Origin of the sequence: Nonomuraea sp. NPDC003709, assembly GCF_040610775.1 — a bacterium.
Taxonomy (GTDB): Bacteria; Actinomycetota; Actinomycetes; order Streptosporangiales; family Streptosporangiaceae; genus Nonomuraea; species Nonomuraea angiospora_A.
Map to the genome: position 1 here is coordinate 149,585 of NZ_JBEXMW010000009.1, position 16,251 is coordinate 165,835.

The 16,251-nt window shown below is 70.0% G+C and carries 14 protein-coding genes; 6 read left to right on the top strand and 8 right to left on the bottom strand.

Annotation, left to right across the window (positions count from 1 at the left end):
* Positions 1–72: 72 nt before the first annotated feature.
* Complete coding sequence (locus tag ABZX61_RS27290) at positions 73–3,315, bottom strand: efflux RND transporter permease subunit (RefSeq protein ID WP_355198796.1); 3,243 nt, start codon at positions 3,313–3,315, stop codon at positions 73–75.
* 105 nt (positions 3,316–3,420) lie between these two features.
* Here ABZX61_RS27290 and ABZX61_RS27295 point away from each other — a divergent pair, with 105 nt between their 5' ends.
* Positions 3,421–3,867, top strand: coding sequence for a MarR family transcriptional regulator (locus tag ABZX61_RS27295; RefSeq protein ID WP_355198798.1), 447 nt, complete (start codon positions 3,421–3,423; stop codon positions 3,865–3,867).
* 22 nt (positions 3,868–3,889) lie between these two features.
* Here ABZX61_RS27295 and ABZX61_RS27300 read toward each other — a convergent pair whose 3' ends face one another.
* The 4 genes from ABZX61_RS27300 to ABZX61_RS27315 all read right to left on the bottom strand — a co-directional run bounded on the left by ABZX61_RS27300 (position 3,890) and on the right by ABZX61_RS27315 (position 7,918).
* A complete protein-coding gene (locus tag ABZX61_RS27300; RefSeq protein WP_355198800.1) occupies positions 3,890–6,175 on the bottom strand; it encodes an ATP-binding domain-containing protein in 2,286 nt (761 codons plus the stop codon).
* A gap of 111 nt (positions 6,176–6,286) precedes the next feature.
* The gene (locus tag ABZX61_RS27305) at positions 6,287–7,597 is read right to left on the bottom strand and encodes a lanthionine synthetase LanC family protein (protein WP_355198802.1); all 1,311 of its coding nucleotides are present in this window, start codon (positions 7,595–7,597) and stop codon (positions 6,287–6,289) included.
* Between the two features lie 37 nt (positions 7,598–7,634).
* Positions 7,635–7,796, bottom strand: a complete 162-nt coding sequence (locus ABZX61_RS27310) for an arginine deiminase family protein (RefSeq protein ID WP_355198804.1) — start codon at positions 7,794–7,796, stop codon at positions 7,635–7,637.
* Positions 7,793–7,918 carry a hypothetical protein gene (locus ABZX61_RS27315; RefSeq protein WP_355198806.1) on the bottom strand — a complete coding sequence of 42 codons (126 nt, stop codon included), beginning with the start codon at positions 7,916–7,918 and terminating at the stop codon, positions 7,793–7,795. Before ABZX61_RS27315 ends, ABZX61_RS27310 begins: the two co-directional genes overlap by 4 nt.
* A gap of 238 nt (positions 7,919–8,156) precedes the next feature.
* On the opposite strand from ABZX61_RS27315, the gene ABZX61_RS27320 reads away from it, so the two are divergent.
* Together ABZX61_RS27320 and ABZX61_RS27325 are read left to right on the top strand one after the other, a co-directional pair.
* Positions 8,157–8,753 carry an NAD(P)H-binding protein gene (locus ABZX61_RS27320; RefSeq protein ID WP_355198808.1) on the top strand — a complete coding sequence of 199 codons (597 nt, stop codon included), beginning with the start codon at positions 8,157–8,159 and terminating at the stop codon, positions 8,751–8,753.
* A 40-nt stretch (positions 8,754–8,793) separates the two neighbouring features.
* Positions 8,794–9,729 carry a hypothetical protein gene (locus ABZX61_RS27325; protein ID WP_355198810.1) on the top strand — a complete coding sequence of 312 codons (936 nt, stop codon included), beginning with the start codon at positions 8,794–8,796 and terminating at the stop codon, positions 9,727–9,729.
* 21 nt (positions 9,730–9,750) lie between these two features.
* Here ABZX61_RS27325 and ABZX61_RS27330 read toward each other — a convergent pair whose 3' ends face one another.
* The gene (locus ABZX61_RS27330; RefSeq protein WP_355198811.1) at positions 9,751–10,380 is read right to left on the bottom strand and encodes a TetR family transcriptional regulator; all 630 of its coding nucleotides are present in this window, start codon (positions 10,378–10,380) and stop codon (positions 9,751–9,753) included.
* A gap of 111 nt (positions 10,381–10,491) precedes the next feature.
* On the opposite strand from ABZX61_RS27330, the gene ABZX61_RS27335 reads away from it, so the two are divergent.
* The gene (locus ABZX61_RS27335; protein ID WP_355199315.1) at positions 10,492–11,919 is read left to right on the top strand and encodes an MDR family MFS transporter; all 1,428 of its coding nucleotides are present in this window, start codon (positions 10,492–10,494) and stop codon (positions 11,917–11,919) included.
* Positions 11,920–11,928: 9 nt separating this feature from the next.
* Here ABZX61_RS27335 and ABZX61_RS27340 read toward each other — a convergent pair whose 3' ends face one another.
* Positions 11,929–12,837: a LysR substrate-binding domain-containing protein gene (locus ABZX61_RS27340; protein WP_355198813.1), complete on the bottom strand. Its 909-nt coding sequence runs from the start codon at positions 12,835–12,837 to the stop codon at positions 11,929–11,931.
* Between the two features lie 74 nt (positions 12,838–12,911).
* On the opposite strand from ABZX61_RS27340, the gene ABZX61_RS27345 reads away from it, so the two are divergent.
* The gene (locus ABZX61_RS27345) at positions 12,912–13,775 is read left to right on the top strand and encodes an aldo/keto reductase (protein ID WP_355198815.1); all 864 of its coding nucleotides are present in this window, start codon (positions 12,912–12,914) and stop codon (positions 13,773–13,775) included.
* Between the two features lie 62 nt (positions 13,776–13,837).
* On the opposite strand, the gene ABZX61_RS27350 is transcribed toward ABZX61_RS27345, so the two are convergent.
* Positions 13,838–14,275 carry an ester cyclase gene (locus ABZX61_RS27350; protein WP_355198817.1) on the bottom strand — a complete coding sequence of 146 codons (438 nt, stop codon included), beginning with the start codon at positions 14,273–14,275 and terminating at the stop codon, positions 13,838–13,840.
* Positions 14,276–15,003: 728 nt separating this feature from the next.
* Between ABZX61_RS27350 and ABZX61_RS27355 the strand changes: the two genes are divergently transcribed.
* Positions 15,004–15,870 (top strand): PhzF family phenazine biosynthesis protein, encoded by an 867-nt coding sequence (locus ABZX61_RS27355; protein ID WP_355198819.1) that lies wholly within the window; start codon positions 15,004–15,006, stop codon positions 15,868–15,870.
* The last annotated feature ends 381 nt before the right edge of the window (positions 15,871–16,251 follow it).

Genomic DNA, 16,251 nt, shown 5'->3' on the forward strand with positions numbered 1-16,251 from the left:
ATTACCGGTGATGGGAAGGCCGTTTGCCCGGCAGGGTGCGGTGACCCCACCGGGCAAAGAGCGCCGCCTCTGTCAGGAGGTCGGGGTGAGGACCTTCGCCTCGTGCTTGGGCTCGGCCGGCTTGCGCCGCATCCGCTCCTTCGCCCGCTCCACCATCGTGTACAGCGTCGGGACCAGCACCAGGGTCAGCAGCGTCGAGCTGATCAGACCACCGATCACCACGATCGCCAGCGGCTGCGAGATGAACCCGCCGGAGCCGGTCACCCCCAGCGCCATCGGCGTCAGCGCGCAGATCGTGGCCACCGCCGTCATCAGGATCGGCCGCAGCCTGCGCCGCCCGCCCTCGATGACCGCTTCCACCACGCCCATGCCCTGCTCGCGATACTGGTTGATCAGGTCGATGAGCACGATGGCGTTGGTCACCACGATGCCGATCAGCATCAGCATGCCGATCAGCGCCGGCACGCCCAGGGCGGTGTCGGTGGCGATCAGCAGCCCGATCGCGCCCGTGGCCGCGAACGGGATCGACACCAGCAGGATCAGCGGCTGGACGAAGCTGCGGAACGTCGCCACCATGATCAGGAAGACGATCGCGATCGCCGCCAGCATCGCCAGCCCCAGGTCGGAGAACGCGTCCGACTGCTGGGCCGACGCGCCGCCGATCTCATAGGTGGCGCCCGCGGACAGCGACAGGCCGTTCAGCTTGGTCGTCAGCGTCTGCGTCACGGCGCCGAGGTTGCCGGCGTCGGCCGCCTTGGCCGACACCGTGGCCGAACGCTCGCCGTCGATCCGCGTCACCTGCGTCGGCCCGGCCACCTCCTTGACGTCCGCGACCGTCGACAGCTTGATCATGCCCGCCGCCGTCGGCAGCTTCAGGTCCTTGATCGCCTTGATGTCGTCCGGCGCGTCCGCGCCGCGCAGCACCAGGTCGCTGGAGCGGCCGTCCAGGGTGATCTGGCCCAGCGGCGCGCCGCGGAAGGCCTGCGCCACCGCCTGCCCCACCTGCGCCTCCGACAGGCCCCGCTCCGCGGCCTCCTGCCGGTCCACCACGACCTCGACCCGCGGCGCGCTGGTCTCCATGTTGGAGGACACCTCGGTGAGGCCCGACACCTCGCCCATCGCGGTCTTGACCGTGTCGGTCGCCGTGCGCAGCGTCTCGGCGTCGGGCGCCTGCACGATCACGTCGATCGTGTCGGAGGAGAACCCGCCCCCGCCGGCGCCGCCCACCGTGACCTCGCCGACGCCCGACAGGCCGTCGATCCGCTCGCGCAGCGCCTGCTGCACCTTGTCGGGGTCGGCGCCCTCCTTGACCGTCACCGAGTACGACGCCCGGTCCGCGCCACCGCCGACCGCGCCGCCCTGCATGGCGTTGCCGCCACCCACGTTCACCTGGTACGTCTCCACGCCGTCCAGATCCTTCAGCACGCCCTCGACCTGCTGGGCGGCCTTGTCCGTGGTCGCCAGGTCAGTGCCGACCGGCATCTTCTGCGACAGGGAGATCGTGTTCTGGCCCGAGGAGTCCAGGAAGTTCGTCTGCAGCCCGCCGGCCAGGCCCATCGTGCCGATGAACACCGCCACACCGATGAGGATCGTCACCAGCTTGAACCGGGTCGCGAACCGCAGCACCGGCAGGTAGGCCCGCTGCAGCGGCGAGCGCAGCTCCTTGGCCTCGGCCTCCTCGCGCTGCTTGCGCGCCTGCTCCGGCGTCAGGTCCGGCGCCTTCAGGAACCAGTACGCCAGCACCGGCACCACCGTCAGCGACACGACCAGCGAGGCCAGCAGCGCCACCGCCACCGTGATCGCGAACGGGCTGAACAGCTCGCCCACCATGCCGCCCACGATCGCGATCGGCGCGAACACCGCCACCGTCGTCAGCGTCGAGGCCGTCACCGCGCCTGACACCTCGCGCACCGCCGTCAGGATCGCCTGCAGCTTGGCCTCGCCGTACGCGAGATGTCGCTTGATGTTCTCCAGCACCACGATCGAGTCGTCGACCACCCGGCCCACCGCGATCGTCAGCGCGCCCAGGGTCAGCATGTTCAGCGAATAGTCGCCCGCCCACAACACGATCAGCGCGATCACCACCGACAGCGGGATCGACACCGCCGTCACCAGCGTCGAACGCACCGACAGCAGGAACACCAGGATGACCAGCACCGCGAACGCCAGGCCCAGCAGGCCCTCCGTGGTCAGGCTCCGGATCGACTCCTCCACGTACGGCGCCTGGTCGAACACCACCGACACCGCCGTGTCCGAGCTGTCGCCCAGTGACCTGGTCAGCTCGGGCAGCTTCTCCCGGATGTCGTGCGAGATCGACACCGCGTTGCCGTCGGGCACCATCGTCACCGACACGCCCAGGCTCGTCTTGCCGTCCGTACGGGTGATCGTCGTCGCGTCCGCCAGCCCCTGCTTGATCTCGGCGACATCGCCCAGCTTGACCGGCTTGAGCGGCTTGGGCTTGGGCACCTGCTGCTGCGCGAGGGCCGCCGGGGACTGGCCCGGCCGGCCGGGCTGCCCGGTCTGCGGGCGGGCCTGGGCCTGGGCCTGGCTCGGCTGCTGCTGCTGGGTGGCCGCCGGCTGGGCCGGGGTCAGGTACAGGTCCTTCAGCTTGGCCACCGAGTCGACCCGCGCACCCACCTGCACCGTGAGCGACTTGCCGTCAGCGGTCAGGGTGCCCGCCGGGATCGGCGTGCCGTTCGCCTTCAGCACATCGGGGATCTGCGAGGCCGACACGCCGGCCTTCGCCATCTTCTTGGTGTCCGGCTCGATCGTGACGACCTCGTCACGGGTGCCCGTGACCGACGCCTCCCGTACGCCCTCCACGCTCTGCAGCTCCGGCACCATGATCCGGCGCAGCTTGTCGGCCATCGCCCGCTCGTCGCCGCCGTCGCCCACCGCGAGCACCACCACCGGGATGTCGTCGGTGTTGCCCGCCACGACCTGCGGATCCACCCCGTCCGGGAGGGAGACGCGGGTGATGGCCTGCTGCATCTTGTTCAGCGAGGACTCGACGTCCGTGCCGTACTCGAAGGCCACCTGGATCTGCGCCAGGCCCTCCTTCGACGTCGAGGTCATCTGCTCCATGCCGTCCAGGCCCTGGAACGAGTCCTCGATCGGCTTCGTCACCTGGTCCTCGACGATCTCCGGCGAGGCACCCGGATACGCCGCGACCACGAACGCGCCAGGGAAGCTCAAAGACGGCAGCAACTGCTGCTTCAACTGCGGAATCGTGAACGCGCCGAACGCGCTGAGCACGAGCGCGAGCAATATCACAAGGCTGCGATTGACCAGGCTCAAACGGGCGAATGCGGTCATAGGCGTCCCCTCCAAGAGTTCGCCCCAGACTAACACTTCGCCTCGAACGAATATTTAGACAGATCGAGCTTTCCTGATAACCTTCTCAGGAAGCGAGAGGTGAGTGTGAGCGACGAACGCGAAGACCTGATCCGTCGAATCAGCGAAACACAGCGTGGCATGGGGCGGCTGTTCGCCCAGCATCAGTCCCCGCTGTTCACCTCCAACCTGACCATGCGACAACTCCACGTCATCATGCTCCTGGCCTTCAACGGCTCCGCCTCCGGCCAGGAGCTCGCGCACCACCTCGGCGTCAGTCTCGGCACCGTCACCGGCCTCGTCGACCGACTCGTCGCCCACGGCCTCGTCACCCGTCACGAGGACCCCCACGACCGCCGCGTCCGCCGCGCCGAGCTCTCCCCCGCCGGCACCGCCCTGATCGAGGAGATCCAGGACTCCGGGTTCGAACACTATCGCCGCATCCTGGACCACCTCGACACCGAGACCCTGCGCTCCCTCGACCACATCACGCGCACCATCCGCGCGGTGGCCGACAAGCTCTACAACGAATGACCTGTACTTCAGGCCGGCGCCTTTACGTTGTAGATTCGGAAGCCAGCCCGGACAGGACCTCGGGCAGCTCCCCCTCGTACACGACGGTCAGCCGCCGGGTGGCCCGCGTCACCGCCACGTACAGGTCCTGACCTCCCATCGGCGACTGCCCCATGATCCCCGCCGGATCCACCACCACGACCGCGTCGAACTCCAGCCCCTTGGCCTGCCCCACCGTCAGCACCACCACCGGCGCGTCCAGGTCACCCTCCGGGAACAGGCCGGCCACCTCCGCGTGCCGCGCGTCCGAGGTCACCACGCCCACCCGGCCCTCGCCGATCGAGGCCAGCTCCCCGTCCACCAGGCCCGGCAGCCCGGCCACCGGCAGGCGCACCGCGAGCGGCCGTGAGCCGCCCTCGCGCACCGACTCGGGCGGCTCCTGCTCGGGCGCGAAGGCCCGCAGCACGTCCGCCGCCACTGTCATGATCTCCACCGGCGTGCGGTAGTTGACCAGCAGCCGCTCCTCGCGCCAGCGCCCCTCGAGGTACGGGTCCAGCACTTCCCCCCACGACCGCGCCCCGGCCGCCGACCCCGTCTGGGCCAGGTCGCCCACGACCGTCAGCGACTTCGCCGGCACCCGCCGCATGATCATCCGCCAGGCCATCGCCGACAGCTCCTGCGCCTCGTCCACGATCACGTGGCCGTACGCCCACGTCCGGTCCGCCGCCGCCCGGTCGGCCGTCGTCAGCCCGAGCCCGTCGTCCGCGTGCCGCTCGGCCAGTACGTCGGCCCGGTCGAAGATGCCCTCCTCCAGCACCCCCGTGCTCTGCAGCACCTCCAGCGCGTACAGCTCCTCCGACGCCTGCTCCTCGGACGCCCGCCTGGTCGCCACCCGGCGCTCCGAGTCGTCCTCGCCCAGCAGCTCGGCCGCCTCGTCCAGCAGCGGCACGTCCCCGGCCGTCCACGGCGCGTCCACCGGGCGGACCAGCTCCTGCCAGTCCAGCCCCGACGGCGCCACCGACCACAGCGTCTCCGGCGAGGCCAGCACCTCCGAGATCAGCCGCCGCGGCGTCAGCTCCGGCCACAGGTCGTCCACCGCCCGCCGGATCCCCGGCTCGCCCCACAGCCGCCGCGAGGCCAGCTCCAGATCCAGCTCGTCCAGGTCGCCTTCCAGGTCGAGCGGCTGCGCGAGCTCCGGTTCGTCCTCGATGACCAGTTCCTCGATGTGCAGCGACTCCTCCAGCGCCCGCGCCTCGGCCTTGGCCAGCTCCTTGAGCAGCTCGGTGACGTACAGCTTGCGCGCCATGTTGTGCGGCAGCCGCACCGCCCGCGCCCGGTCGCGCAGCCGCACGCACGTCACGTGCGGCACCCGCAGGTTGAGCCCGTCCAGCTCGACCACCAGATCGCCCTCGGGCGCGCGCTGGCGCAGCTCCAGCGCGCGGGCGACCACGTCGGCCATCCGCGCGTCGCCCTTGACCACCGCCGTCGCCGGCCCGTCGGCCGCGCTCGCCCGCACCCCCGGGAACATCTCCCCGACCGTGGTCATCACCACCTGCGTCTCCCCCAGCGCCGGCAGCACCTGGCTGATGTAGCGCAGAAACATCGAGTTGGGGCCCACCACCAGCACGCCGCGCCGCTCGAGGGTGTCACGGTGGGTGTAGAGCAGGTACGCCGCCCGGTGCAGCGCCGCCACGGTCTTGCCGGTGCCCGGGCCGCCCTGCACCACCAGCGCTCCCTGGAGCGAGGCGCGGATCACCCGGTCCTGCTCGGTCTGGATGGTGGCCACCACGTCGCCCATCCGGCCCGTCCTGCCCCGGCGCAGAGCCGCCAGCAACGCCGCCTCGCCGACGAGCGCGCGCCGGTCGCCGTCGCTCATCCCCTCCAGGTCGAACACCTCGTCGTCGATGCCGACCACCGTGCGGTCCTTCAGGTGCAGGTGCCTGCGGCGCACCAGCCCGCCCGGGTCGGTGGCCGTGGCCACGTAGAACGGCCGCGCGGCAGGGGCCCGCCAGTCGATGAGGACCGACTCGTGCTCCTCGTCGCGCAGCCCGATCCTGCCGACGTACGTGCTCTGCCCCGTGCCGTCGTCGATGCGGCCGAAGCACAGGCCCCGCTCGACCGCGTTCAGCTGGGCCAGCCTCCTGGCCTGCTCCGAGGCCATCGCCTCGCGTTCGACCATCGCCTGGCGGGTGCCGCCGGCCCTGGCATACACGTCTCGCAGCGCCGCCTGCGCCCGCCCTCTGGCGACGTCGAGCCGGCCGTACAGCCGCGACACAGTGCGCTGTTCGCTGTCAAGGGCTTCCGCAAGACCATCTTGACGATTAGCCATTCGCTGGTATACTCCTAACCGGAGGATTGTGAAGCCTTTGCCTGAATTGGGCAATCGAGCTTAACGCCGCACGCGCGTGCGCGCAATCTCCTCGTTGTGTCATTCAGGGCGTTATTCGGGCAACATGCCGGAAGGTGCAGGGATTGCCGGGAACGGATTGTCCGGCAGCAGGATCACCCGCCGTCCCCGCCCCACCGCCTCCAGGTGCAGCAGCGCCGTGCCGATGCCCGCCGCGCCCGCCATGTACCCGGTGTCCGCGCTCACCACGCCGGGACGTACCCGCTCGAAGGCCTGGTACCACCGCAGACCCCCGCCGTCGCCGCTCGCCCTGCCCGCCAGGTGCTCGCCCAGCGTCCGGGCGAAGCCCAGGTACGCCTCCCGCCCCGTCACCGCCCACAACCCGATGAACAGCTCCACCAGCCCCGCCAGCCCGCAGCACTGGCAGGCCGTGTCCCACAGCCCGGGCACCCGCCGGCCCGGCACGCCGCTCGTCACGATCCCCGTGGCCAGCCGCTCGGCCCACTCCAGGTCGGCCGGGTCACCCCCGGCCCGGTACAGCTCCACGAACATCCGCGCCACTCCGGCGGAGCCCGAGCAGAACCCCAGGTAGTGCAGGCCTCGCCCCTGCGGCAGATGGTGCGGCACCAGCGCGCGCCGGCCGCTCAGCACGCTGACCGAGCGCACGAAATCCGCGCCCCTGCGCGCCGCCTCCAGGAACCGGGCATCCCCGCTCACCCCGTACAGGCGGGCCAGCAGGAACGCCGTCCCCGCCGTACCGGCCAGGAAGCCCGGCGTGACCGCGTCCGCCGGCAGGCCCTCGCAGTCGCCGAAGCGGTGCCCGGGCACCGCCAGCCGCGCCGCCCGCAGCCCCGCCTCTGCCGCGAGCTCCGCGTACGACGGCACCCCCAGCATCGAGGCGCCGTGCAGCAGCGCCAGCACGACACCGCCGTCGCCCCGCTGCGCCGGATCTCCCGACCAGCCGGGACCGCCGTCCATCGGCCGCGCCGCCCGCGCCACCCGGTCCAGCGCCGCCACGGCCGCCTCCTCGGCCACACCGTCGCCCAGCACCCACCCGGCCTCGCACAAGGCGACCGCGATCCCGCCCAGCCCGTGGTGGAACGTCACGTCTCCGACCCCGGGCCCGGCTTCGACCAGGTAGCGCATGCCCGACCGGGCGTCCTCCAGGTACTCCTCCCGCCCGGTCGCGGCGGCCAGCTCCAGGAAGAACAGCACGATGCCGGCCGCGCCGCCGTACAGGGAGGCGGGCTCAGGCGTCAGCGCGGAGCGGCCCCGCGGGTCGGGGTTGCCCACCCAGTGCCGCGCCCGCGCGTCACCCGCGGCCGCCGTCCTGATCCACCGCGCGGCCCCGATCGCGGCACGCAGCGGGGCTCCGGCGGACGCGCGGGTCGGATCCAGGCTCATGACGCACCCGAGGGCTCTTCCCGATCAGTGAACGACCTCAATTCTCCCCCATCCCACCCCGCCCGCCAATCGGCGGTCGAACCCCTCGATCGGTGTACCGGTTCTTGTGGTACCCCACCACGACGCCGGGCTCGAGGGCGAGGAAGTCGTCGCCCGAGTCCCGCTGCTCGCTCGTCCCCGCCGGTGGGGATCGGCTCACACCTGGCCGATGTCGCCGTGGACCCTGCGGTAGGCGCCCGCGACGAACCCGATGCCGTCGTGGGATTCGAAGCCCGCGTCGTGGGCGAGCATCAACTCGCAGCCTCGACGCACCTCGATCATCGCCATGCCTACCCGGCGCCCGGCAGGGCGTCTCGGACCTCGCCGCACGCGCGAAGATCAGTCCACGCCACCTGCAACGACGCTTCACCAGCGAGCTGGGCATCGACGAGCGCCCGCTGTCGCGCGAACGCTTCAGAACCGCGCTCTGAGCACCCGCGCCCTGCCGATCCCCGTCGAGCCGACCGACTCTAGGGCTCTCTGCTATAGTGCAAACTGCAATATAGAAAGGAGCAATAAGATGAAGCTCTTAGTGATCGGCGCGGCCGGTCGCACCGGCAAGCACGTCCTGGCGCAGGGCATCGAGCGCGGGCACGAGATCACGGCCTTCGCCCGCCGTCCGGACTCGTTGCCCGATCTTCCGGGGCTGACCGGCGTACACCAGGGCGACGCCCACGACCTCGACACCGTGCGCACGGCCGTACAGGGCCAGGACGCGGTGGTCGCCGCCGTCGGCGGGAGTCGCATCGCGGGCAACCTCATCACGGCCATGCGGGAGCGCGGCGTGTCGCGGCTGGTGATGACCAGCAGCCGCTCGGTGCCCGCCACCCGTCCTCGCGTAGCGGTCGCCCTGGCCTGGCTGTTCTTCCGCGAGGCGTACGTGGACCTCGCGCGGGCCGAGGGCATGCTGCAGGTCAGCGGCCTGGACTGGAGCATCGCACGCGCCACCATGCTCAATGACAAGCCGCCGTCCGGGCGGGTGCACGTCGACTTCGAGGCCAACGCGACCGGTGGCGCGATGCAGCTGTCCCGCGCCGACTATGCGATGGCGCTGCTCGACACCGTCGAAAACGCCGACCTCATCGGCAAGGCGCTGGGGATCTGCGGACCTCGGTAGCAGCCACCCCGGCGAATGCGTGAAAGCAGAAAGGTCATCCATGAAACACGGCATCAACTACGACACCGGATTCCTGCCTGGAGAGCAGCTGTCGCGTAAGACGTTCGACGTGGAGGCCGTCAGGCGCGACATGCGCACGATAGCCGATGATTTACATTGCTCCGTGGTCCGCGTCTCAGGCAGGGATCCTGAGCGGCTGAGCGTGGCCGCCGAGGAAGCGGCCGCGGCCGGTCTGGAGGTGTGGTTCGCGCCGTTCCCGGTTGACCTCACGCCCGAAGAGACCATGGACTGTCTGATCGAGTCTGCGGAGCGGGCCGAGGCGCTGCGCGGGAACGGCGCCGAGGTGATCTTCGTGGCCGGGTGCGAGATGAGCGCGTACTGCGGCGGTTACCTGCCCGGTGACACCTTCCTCGATCGATTCGAAGCCATGCGGGGCGGGCCGGAATTCTGGGCGTCCCTCGGTCCGATCATGCAGCGGCTCAACGGCCGGCTGGGCGAGGTGGCCGAGGCCGTGCGGAAACGATTCGGGGGCCGCGTCACCTACGCGTCCGGGCAATGGGAGCTCGTCGACTGGTCCCCGTTCGACCTGGTCGGTGTCGGGGGCTACCGGGCCGCGTACAACGCCGGTCGATTTCGTGAGGACCTGCGCCGGCATTTCGCGCACGGCAAGCCGGTCGTCGTCACCGAATTCGGGACCTGCGCCTACACCGGCGCGAGCGAGCTCGGCGCGATGGCGTGGCAGCCGCCGAACGCGGCCGTGCGAGACGAGGGCGAGCAGGTGCGTTACCTCACCGAATTGCTCGACCTCTTCCACGACGAGGGCATCGACACGGCACTCTGGTTCACGTTCGCGGCATTCACTCTGCAGGGCGAGCAGGACCTCAGCTCTTACGGCGTGGTGAAAATGCTCGACGAGACCCGGTGGACGCCCAAGGAAATCTTCCATGCCATGGCCGCCAGATACGCGCGCGCATAACGTCGCGGCGCTTCGGCGCCGTCAACGGCGGGCGTAGCCGCCCAAGGCAGGTTCCAGCAGGCCGAATGCGCGGTCGGCGGTGTCGGCGAGCATCGCGAAGATCTCGTCGGAGGTCCTGCCTTCGAGGACCAGTCGCTGCCCCTCGAAGAACAGCAGCCGGTCCACGGCGGCGAGCTGGGCGGCGGCGAGTTTCGTCGTGATTCCCGCCTCGCCGGTCTCGTCGGCCAGCACGGCCGCCAGAGCGTGCTCGGCCTGCTCGTGGATCTGCCGGAGGCGGGCGCGGAGCGCCGGGGTGTCGCGCACCAGGCGCTGCCAGGCGATGTCGTCGTCGGGGATGAGCGGGTCGCGGCGGCGTACCCGTTCGAGATAGTCGCGGCGCAGGGCGGCCAGGGCGGACTCGCCCGGCTCGCGCTGTCCGACGGCCCGGGTGAGCGTGGTGACGTGTTCCTCGCCCATGTCGAGGACGAGGTCCTCCTTGAGGGGGAAGTAGTTGGTGACCGTCATCTTGGCGACGCCCGCGGCGCTCGCGATGTCGGCGATCGTCACCTTGTCGAAGCCGCGCTCCTTGAACAGCTGGGTGGCGACGTCGGAGATCATCTGACGCGTCCGGCGCTTCTTGGCCTCCCGCAACCCCTCCGCTCGCACACTCACGGTCTCATGCTACCCGCGGTCACAAGGACGAACCCAAAATTAGGTTGGACCTAATAAAGTGCCCGACCTAGATTTGGGTTCGACCTAACCGATGACCGTGAGAGGGTGACCATGGCCGCGGACACGCTCGCGTCGGCGCGCGAAAGGCTCGATCCCCGGTTGACGCGCATGGGGCTCGTCCTGATCGCCGCCCCCATCCTGGCCACCGTGGACGCGACGGCCGTCGGGGTCGCGACGCAGGCGATGGCCGCCCACTTCCGCACCTCGCTGGCCGACGTCCAGTGGGTGGCGACCGGATACCTGCTGGCGATCGCGATGGTGATGCCGTTGTCGGGCTGGCTGAGCGAGCGCTACGGCGCCAAGCGCATGTGGATCACCGCCGTGGCGCTGTTCACGGTGGGCTCGGCCCTGTGCGGCCTCGCCTGGTCGCTGCCCGCGCTCATCGGTTTCCGGCTGCTCCAGGCGCTGGGCGGCGGTCTGATGAACCCCATCTCCCAGGCGATCGTGGCCCGAGCGGCCGGGCCGTCCCAAGCCGGCCGGGTCCTCGGGCTGCTGTCGATCCCGGCGATGTTCGCGCCGGTTCTCGGGCCGGTCCTCGGCGGGCTGGTCGTGCAGAGCCTGGACTGGCGTTGGATCTTCTACGTCAACCTGCCCATCTGCCTGACCGTCCTCCCGCTCGCCGCGCGCCTGCTGCCCGCCGACGGCGCCGAACGGGACGCCGGCCGTCCGCTCGACGTTCTCGGCCTGCTCCTGCTGTGCCCGGGGGCGACGGCCCTGATCTACGGCTTGTCACTGGCGGGCGAACGCGGCGGACCAGGATCGTCCGCCGCCACCACTGTCCTCGGCGCCGTCCTCGGCGCCGGGCTGCTGCTGGTCGGCGGTTACGTCATCCACGCGCTGCGGGCCGGCGACGCGGCGATGATCGACGTGCGGCTGTTCGCCCGCCGTGGCTTCGCGGCGGCGACCGCGACCTCGTTCCTGCTCGGCGCCGCGCTCTACAGCTCCATGGTCCTGCTGCCGCTCTTCTACCAGCAGGTCCATCACACGGACGCGTTCCGTACCGGCCTGCTCCTCATCCCGCAGGCGCTCGGCGCCGCCGTCGGCGCGTTCGCCGCGGGGCGGCTCGCCCACCGTTACGGCGCGCGCGCCGTCGTACTCACCGGCCTCCTGCTCATGGCCGCGGGAACGGCCGTGTTCACCCAGACGGGCGCGGGACCGGCGGCGTGGTCACTGAGCGTGTCGCTGGTGGTCCAGGGGCTCGGCCTCGGAAGCGTGATGGGCCCGACGATGGGAGCCGCCTACGCGTCTGTCGACGAGCGGGAAACACCGCGCGCCGCGAGCGCCCTGAACGTCCTCAACCGGATCGGTGGATCACTGGGCACCGCGATTTTCCTGATCGTGCTGGAGAATCAGCTCGCCGGCGCCCACGCCGGCCCCGAGTCCGCGTTCGGCGTCACGTTCGGCTGGGCGCTGGCCCTGGCCGTGCTCGCCCTCGTCCCCGCGGCGCTGTTCCCCCGGAGGAGAACGCCGCCATCCTGAGCCGGCCGGCTACTTCGGTCCTGCGCTTCCGCGATCCTGTCGCAGGGATCGGAGCACCGCATGGATGGACGGCCGCCGGTCGGCATCGGTGCGCCACACCGCGTAGATGTGGCGGGTCAGGCGTGGCCGCACCTCGACGAAACGGACCCCGTCGGGGACGGGGTCACGGCCGAGTCTGGGAATGATCGCCACGCCGAGGCCGGCGGCGACGAGGGCCAGTTGGGTGTGGTGTTCGCCGGCGGTGTAGGCGATATCCGGTTCGGCCCCGCGAGAACGCAGCGTTTCCACCAGCCAGGAGTTGCAGATCCAGCCGTCACTCCAGGTGATCCATGGCTCGCCGGCGAATCGCTCGATCTCCACGGTGGTCCGCGAGGCCAAGGGATGCCCCTCCGGCACCGCGATGTCGGCGACGTCGTCGAGCAGCCTGGCCCTGCTCAAGTTGCCGGGCAGGGACAAGGGAGAGTCCCACCAATCCTGGACGATGGCCATGTCCAGATCGCCGCGGCTCACCCCCGGCACCGCTTCGTGCGGCTCGCACTCCTGCAACATGATCCGCAGCCGCGGGTGATCACGACGGAGATCCCGCAGCGCGGGCGGGACCAACCCGCGCGCGGCCGTCGCGAAGGCGGCAAGCGTCAGCTGCCCGGCGACGATGCCACGGCAGGCCTCCAGGTCCGCCTCGGCCCGTTCGGCCAGCGCCAATATCTGCCCCGCGTGGACGGCGAGCAACTCGGCGGCCTCGGTGAGACGCACGCCGCGGCCCTTGCGCTCCAGCAGGCGCTGCCCGACCTCTTGCTCCAGTTTCGCCATTTGCTGGGAGATCGCCGAGGTGGTGACATGCAGGATGTCCGCGGCTGCGGTGACCGACCCGTGGGTGGCGATCGCGTACAGAGTACGAAGCCGATCCAGATTCAACATCTTAGAAATGCTACGCAATATGTCGCAGAAAGAGTCGCTTGTCCTTTGTAATTGCGTACGGCAAGGTGCTGGCTATGGCTGACGAGACCATTGACATCGGTGGAGACCTGTCTGTGCGCCGGCTGGGGTTCGGTGCGATGCGGCTGACAGACTGGGGGCCGCCCAGGGACAGGCCCGCCGCGATCGCGGTGGCGCGGCGAGCCGTCGAGCTCGGCGTCACCCTTGTCGACACCGCCGACGCGTACGCCCTGGGCGCCAATGAGGAGCTGCTCGCCGAGGCGTTGCACCCGTACCCATCCGGTCTGGTCATCGCTACCAAGGCGGGGCAGAGTCGCCCGGGGCGCGACCGTTGGAAGCCGCTGGGCCGCCCGGAGTACCTCATCCAGCAGGCCGAGCTGAGCCTTCGCCGCCTCCGGCTGGAGCGGATCGAGCTCTTCCAGCTTCATCGTGTGGACCCCCAGGTCCCCTTCGCCGAACAGCTGGGGGCGCTCAAGCAACTGCGGGACGACGGCAAGATCCGCCACATCGGACTGTCGGAGGTCGGCGTCGCCCAGCTTGAGGAGGCCCGCCGGACGGTGCCCATCGCCAGCGTGCAGAACCTCTACAACCTCGCCGACAGGCGGCACGAGGACGTGCTCGACTACTGCGAGACCGCGGGCATCGCCTTCATTCCCTGGTTTCCGGTGGCCGGCGGAGCGCACGCCCTCGCGGGAGGACCGCTCGCCAAGGTCGCACAGAAGATCGGTGGCACCCCCGCGCAGGTGGCACTCGCCTGGCTGCTGGCCCGCTCACCCGTCACCTTGCCGATCCCCGGCACCAGCTCCGTCGTGCACCTGGAGGAGAACATGGCGGCCATGGACATCAGGCTGACCGGTGAACAATTCGGCCGCCTGGATGCGGTGTGGCGCGAAGCCCAGAGCCTGGAGCCGGCCGGTTGACCGGTCCGTTCGCGAGGCCACGGGCGGACTGTTCACGGGCGGGCCGGCTGCTCCAGGCCTGTCTACGTGGGGTGGAGCTCCGCCAGGCCGAAGCCGAGGTGGCTGTACAGCTCCAGCTGGTCGTAGTACTCGCGGTGCGAGATGATCTTCCCGTTCTCGACGAACGTGGCGCAGGTGGCCCGGACGGTGATGCGGCGGCCCGTTCCCGCGATCTCTCGCCCGTCGGGCAGCAGCAGGGGGCCCTTGTGGGTGCCGGTGTACGTCCATTCCGTGACGGCGGGGTTCTCGCAGTCGCCGAGTTCGTACCAGGCCGTCATGTGGAAGTCGGGGAACGCCTCGAGAATCTGCTCGTGGAGCCACGCGATCTGGTCAAGTCCTTCCGCGACGCCCGCAGGCGAGACGTACACGGCGTCCGGACTGTAGCAGGCGAGCACCCTCGGCAGGTCGTGCGCGTTAACCGCGTCGGCCAGCTGGTGTTTGAGATCCCAGAAGGTGGACATGGGGCCTCTGAAGTGGGTCGGGTCGTAGTTTGACCACTCACGTTACCGAGAGGCAGGTAAGCCGCCGGTCATGGCCGCGTGAGATGGGGGCCAAGGCGGCATGTGCCCGATCCATCCGCGGTCGGGCGAAGGCGTCGTGTCCGGGGAGGTCGTTCCGAGTGCTGCCGTGCGTACACTCTGTGACCTGGGGTTTTGCCGACGGTGAGGAACCCGGCGGACCCGAGACGGAGCCCGACGTACGCGCGGCCCTCGGGCTCTACCGCGAGAACTTTCCCGCCACGACGTTCGGAACCGATCAATGGGAGGTGGGCAAGCTGCCGGCCGGCATGCCCACCCAGCCCACCCTCCGAAGGCTCGGACGGTGTTCTCCCGCGGGGCGTGGGCCACTTCCCCTTCCCGGAGGCGCCCGTAGAGGTCAACGATCGGGTTCTTCGACTTCTGGCGAGGTAGCGCCGACCACGTGCGGTCAGAGCCGGGATTATGACCGCCCCACGAGTCCTGGTCCTGCCGGATTCCGATCCTGATCGGAACGATGTGCGCCACTCGGAAGGACGGCGATCAGGTCATTTGGTCTGGGCCTGGTCGCCGTCCGTGGTCGTCCGCATCGGTGGCGGTGGACTCATGTGGCAGCACGACGCGAGCCGCATACTCGGCGTCGGCGGTGATAGCGTCCGGTCCCGACTCCCCCATTCAGAACGAGCCGCAGACGCTGACGATCGGACAGGACTATGGCCGAATTCGCCTTCAGTTTGGTAGAGGTCTTCAGCCGCACGCCGATGACCGGAAACCTGCTGCCGGTGATACACGGAGCGGACGCTGTCGACACATCGACGATGGCCCTGATCGCCCGCCGATTCCTGCAGCCCGAGACGTCGTTTCTCGTGGCCTCCGATGACCCCTGGTGCGACTACACGCATCGAATCTTCACGGTCGCGCGCGAGGTTCCCTTCGCCGGGCATCCGTCGCTCGGCGCCGCGGCCGCTCATGTCTGGCATTCCGGCCTCGGTTCGACCGAGCTGACACAGCAGACCATGAGCGGCCGCCAGCGGCTCGTCGTCGAGTCGGCAGGCGATGAAGCCATGGTGGCCATTGCCCAGAATTCACCGGTCTTCGGGGCGACCGTACCGTCTTCACACGTTCTCGCGGCGCTCGGAGTCGCACCGGAGGACACCCACCCCGAACTGCCGGCGCAAATAGTGTCGACCGGGCTGCCCGCATTGATTCTGCCGCTGCGCGAAGTCTCCGCACTGGCTCACGCGACTTTGGATCGCGATTCCCTGTACAAGGCGCTTGAGGGTTTCGCCGAGCCGGACAGTCTGAACTGCTATCTGGTGGCCGAAGAAGGTCCCGGCCGGTGGCGCTCCCGCTGCTTCGCCTTGGACTTCACGACCGGCGAGGATCCGGCTACGGGATCAGCCGCGGGAGCGTTCGGCGCGTATCTTCGCGAGCACACCGGCCAGGCCCGGTTGACGATTGATCAAGGCATGGAGATGGGATTCCCCAGTCAAATCATCGTGGACGTCTCCGGTGAGATCATGGTGAGCGGGCTGGTGCGATTCTTCGGAAAGGGCATGATCAATCTGCCCTCGCACTGAGCCGGCCGGGCGCGCGCTGGTCGCACGCCGGTTCCACGTCCGCCCGGAGGCGGGCCCTTCGACCGTGGTGCCGCCTCACCGAGCTGGGCCGGCGGCGCTGGAGCCAGGCCACCCGTGACCGCACCACTCGCGAACGGCGCCTGCTCACCGACGCATTGGCGTCCGACGACCTCGATCAGCTCAATCGACTGCTCGCCCAACTGCTGGCCCGCCTGGAGGACGAGTTCGGCCCGGCGCCTCGCCATCAACAAGCTCGGTAGATGTCCGGTCGGTGACCTGTGCGGTGCTCATCAAGAGGCTTCAGCCGCTTCTTCCCGCACCACCGGCGGCTGGATTCCCGAAAGTGAACGCCCCCTCTGGGATCGGGCGACGGCGTGGTTC

What these genes read in the sequence shown, in the direction of transcription:
- ABZX61_RS27290 (WP_355198796.1), bottom strand. Translation starts at nt 3,315, where the DNA reads ATGACCGCATTCGCCCGTTTGAGCCTGGTCAATCGCAGCCTTGTGATA.
- ABZX61_RS27300 (WP_355198800.1), bottom strand. Translation starts at nt 6,175, where the DNA reads ATGGCTAATCGTCAAGATGGTCTTGCGGAAGCCCTTGACAGCGAACAG.
- ABZX61_RS27305 (WP_355198802.1), bottom strand. Translation starts at nt 7,597, where the DNA reads ATGAGCCTGGATCCGACCCGCGCGTCCGCCGGAGCCCCGCTGCGTGCC.
- ABZX61_RS27315 (WP_355198806.1), bottom strand. Translation starts at nt 7,918, where the DNA reads ATGATCGAGGTGCGTCGAGGCTGCGAGTTGATGCTCGCCCACGACGCG.
- ABZX61_RS27320 (WP_355198808.1), top strand. Translation starts at nt 8,157, where the DNA reads ATGAAGCTCTTAGTGATCGGCGCGGCCGGTCGCACCGGCAAGCACGTC.
- ABZX61_RS27325 (WP_355198810.1), top strand. Translation starts at nt 8,794, where the DNA reads ATGAAACACGGCATCAACTACGACACCGGATTCCTGCCTGGAGAGCAG.
- ABZX61_RS27335 (WP_355199315.1), top strand. Translation starts at nt 10,492, where the DNA reads ATGGCCGCGGACACGCTCGCGTCGGCGCGCGAAAGGCTCGATCCCCGG.
- ABZX61_RS27340 (WP_355198813.1), bottom strand. Translation starts at nt 12,837, where the DNA reads ATGTTGAATCTGGATCGGCTTCGTACTCTGTACGCGATCGCCACCCAC.
- ABZX61_RS27345 (WP_355198815.1), top strand. Translation starts at nt 12,912, where the DNA reads ATGGCTGACGAGACCATTGACATCGGTGGAGACCTGTCTGTGCGCCGG.
- ABZX61_RS27350 (WP_355198817.1), bottom strand. Translation starts at nt 14,275, where the DNA reads ATGTCCACCTTCTGGGATCTCAAACACCAGCTGGCCGACGCGGTTAAC.
- ABZX61_RS27355 (WP_355198819.1), top strand. Translation starts at nt 15,004, where the DNA reads ATGGCCGAATTCGCCTTCAGTTTGGTAGAGGTCTTCAGCCGCACGCCG.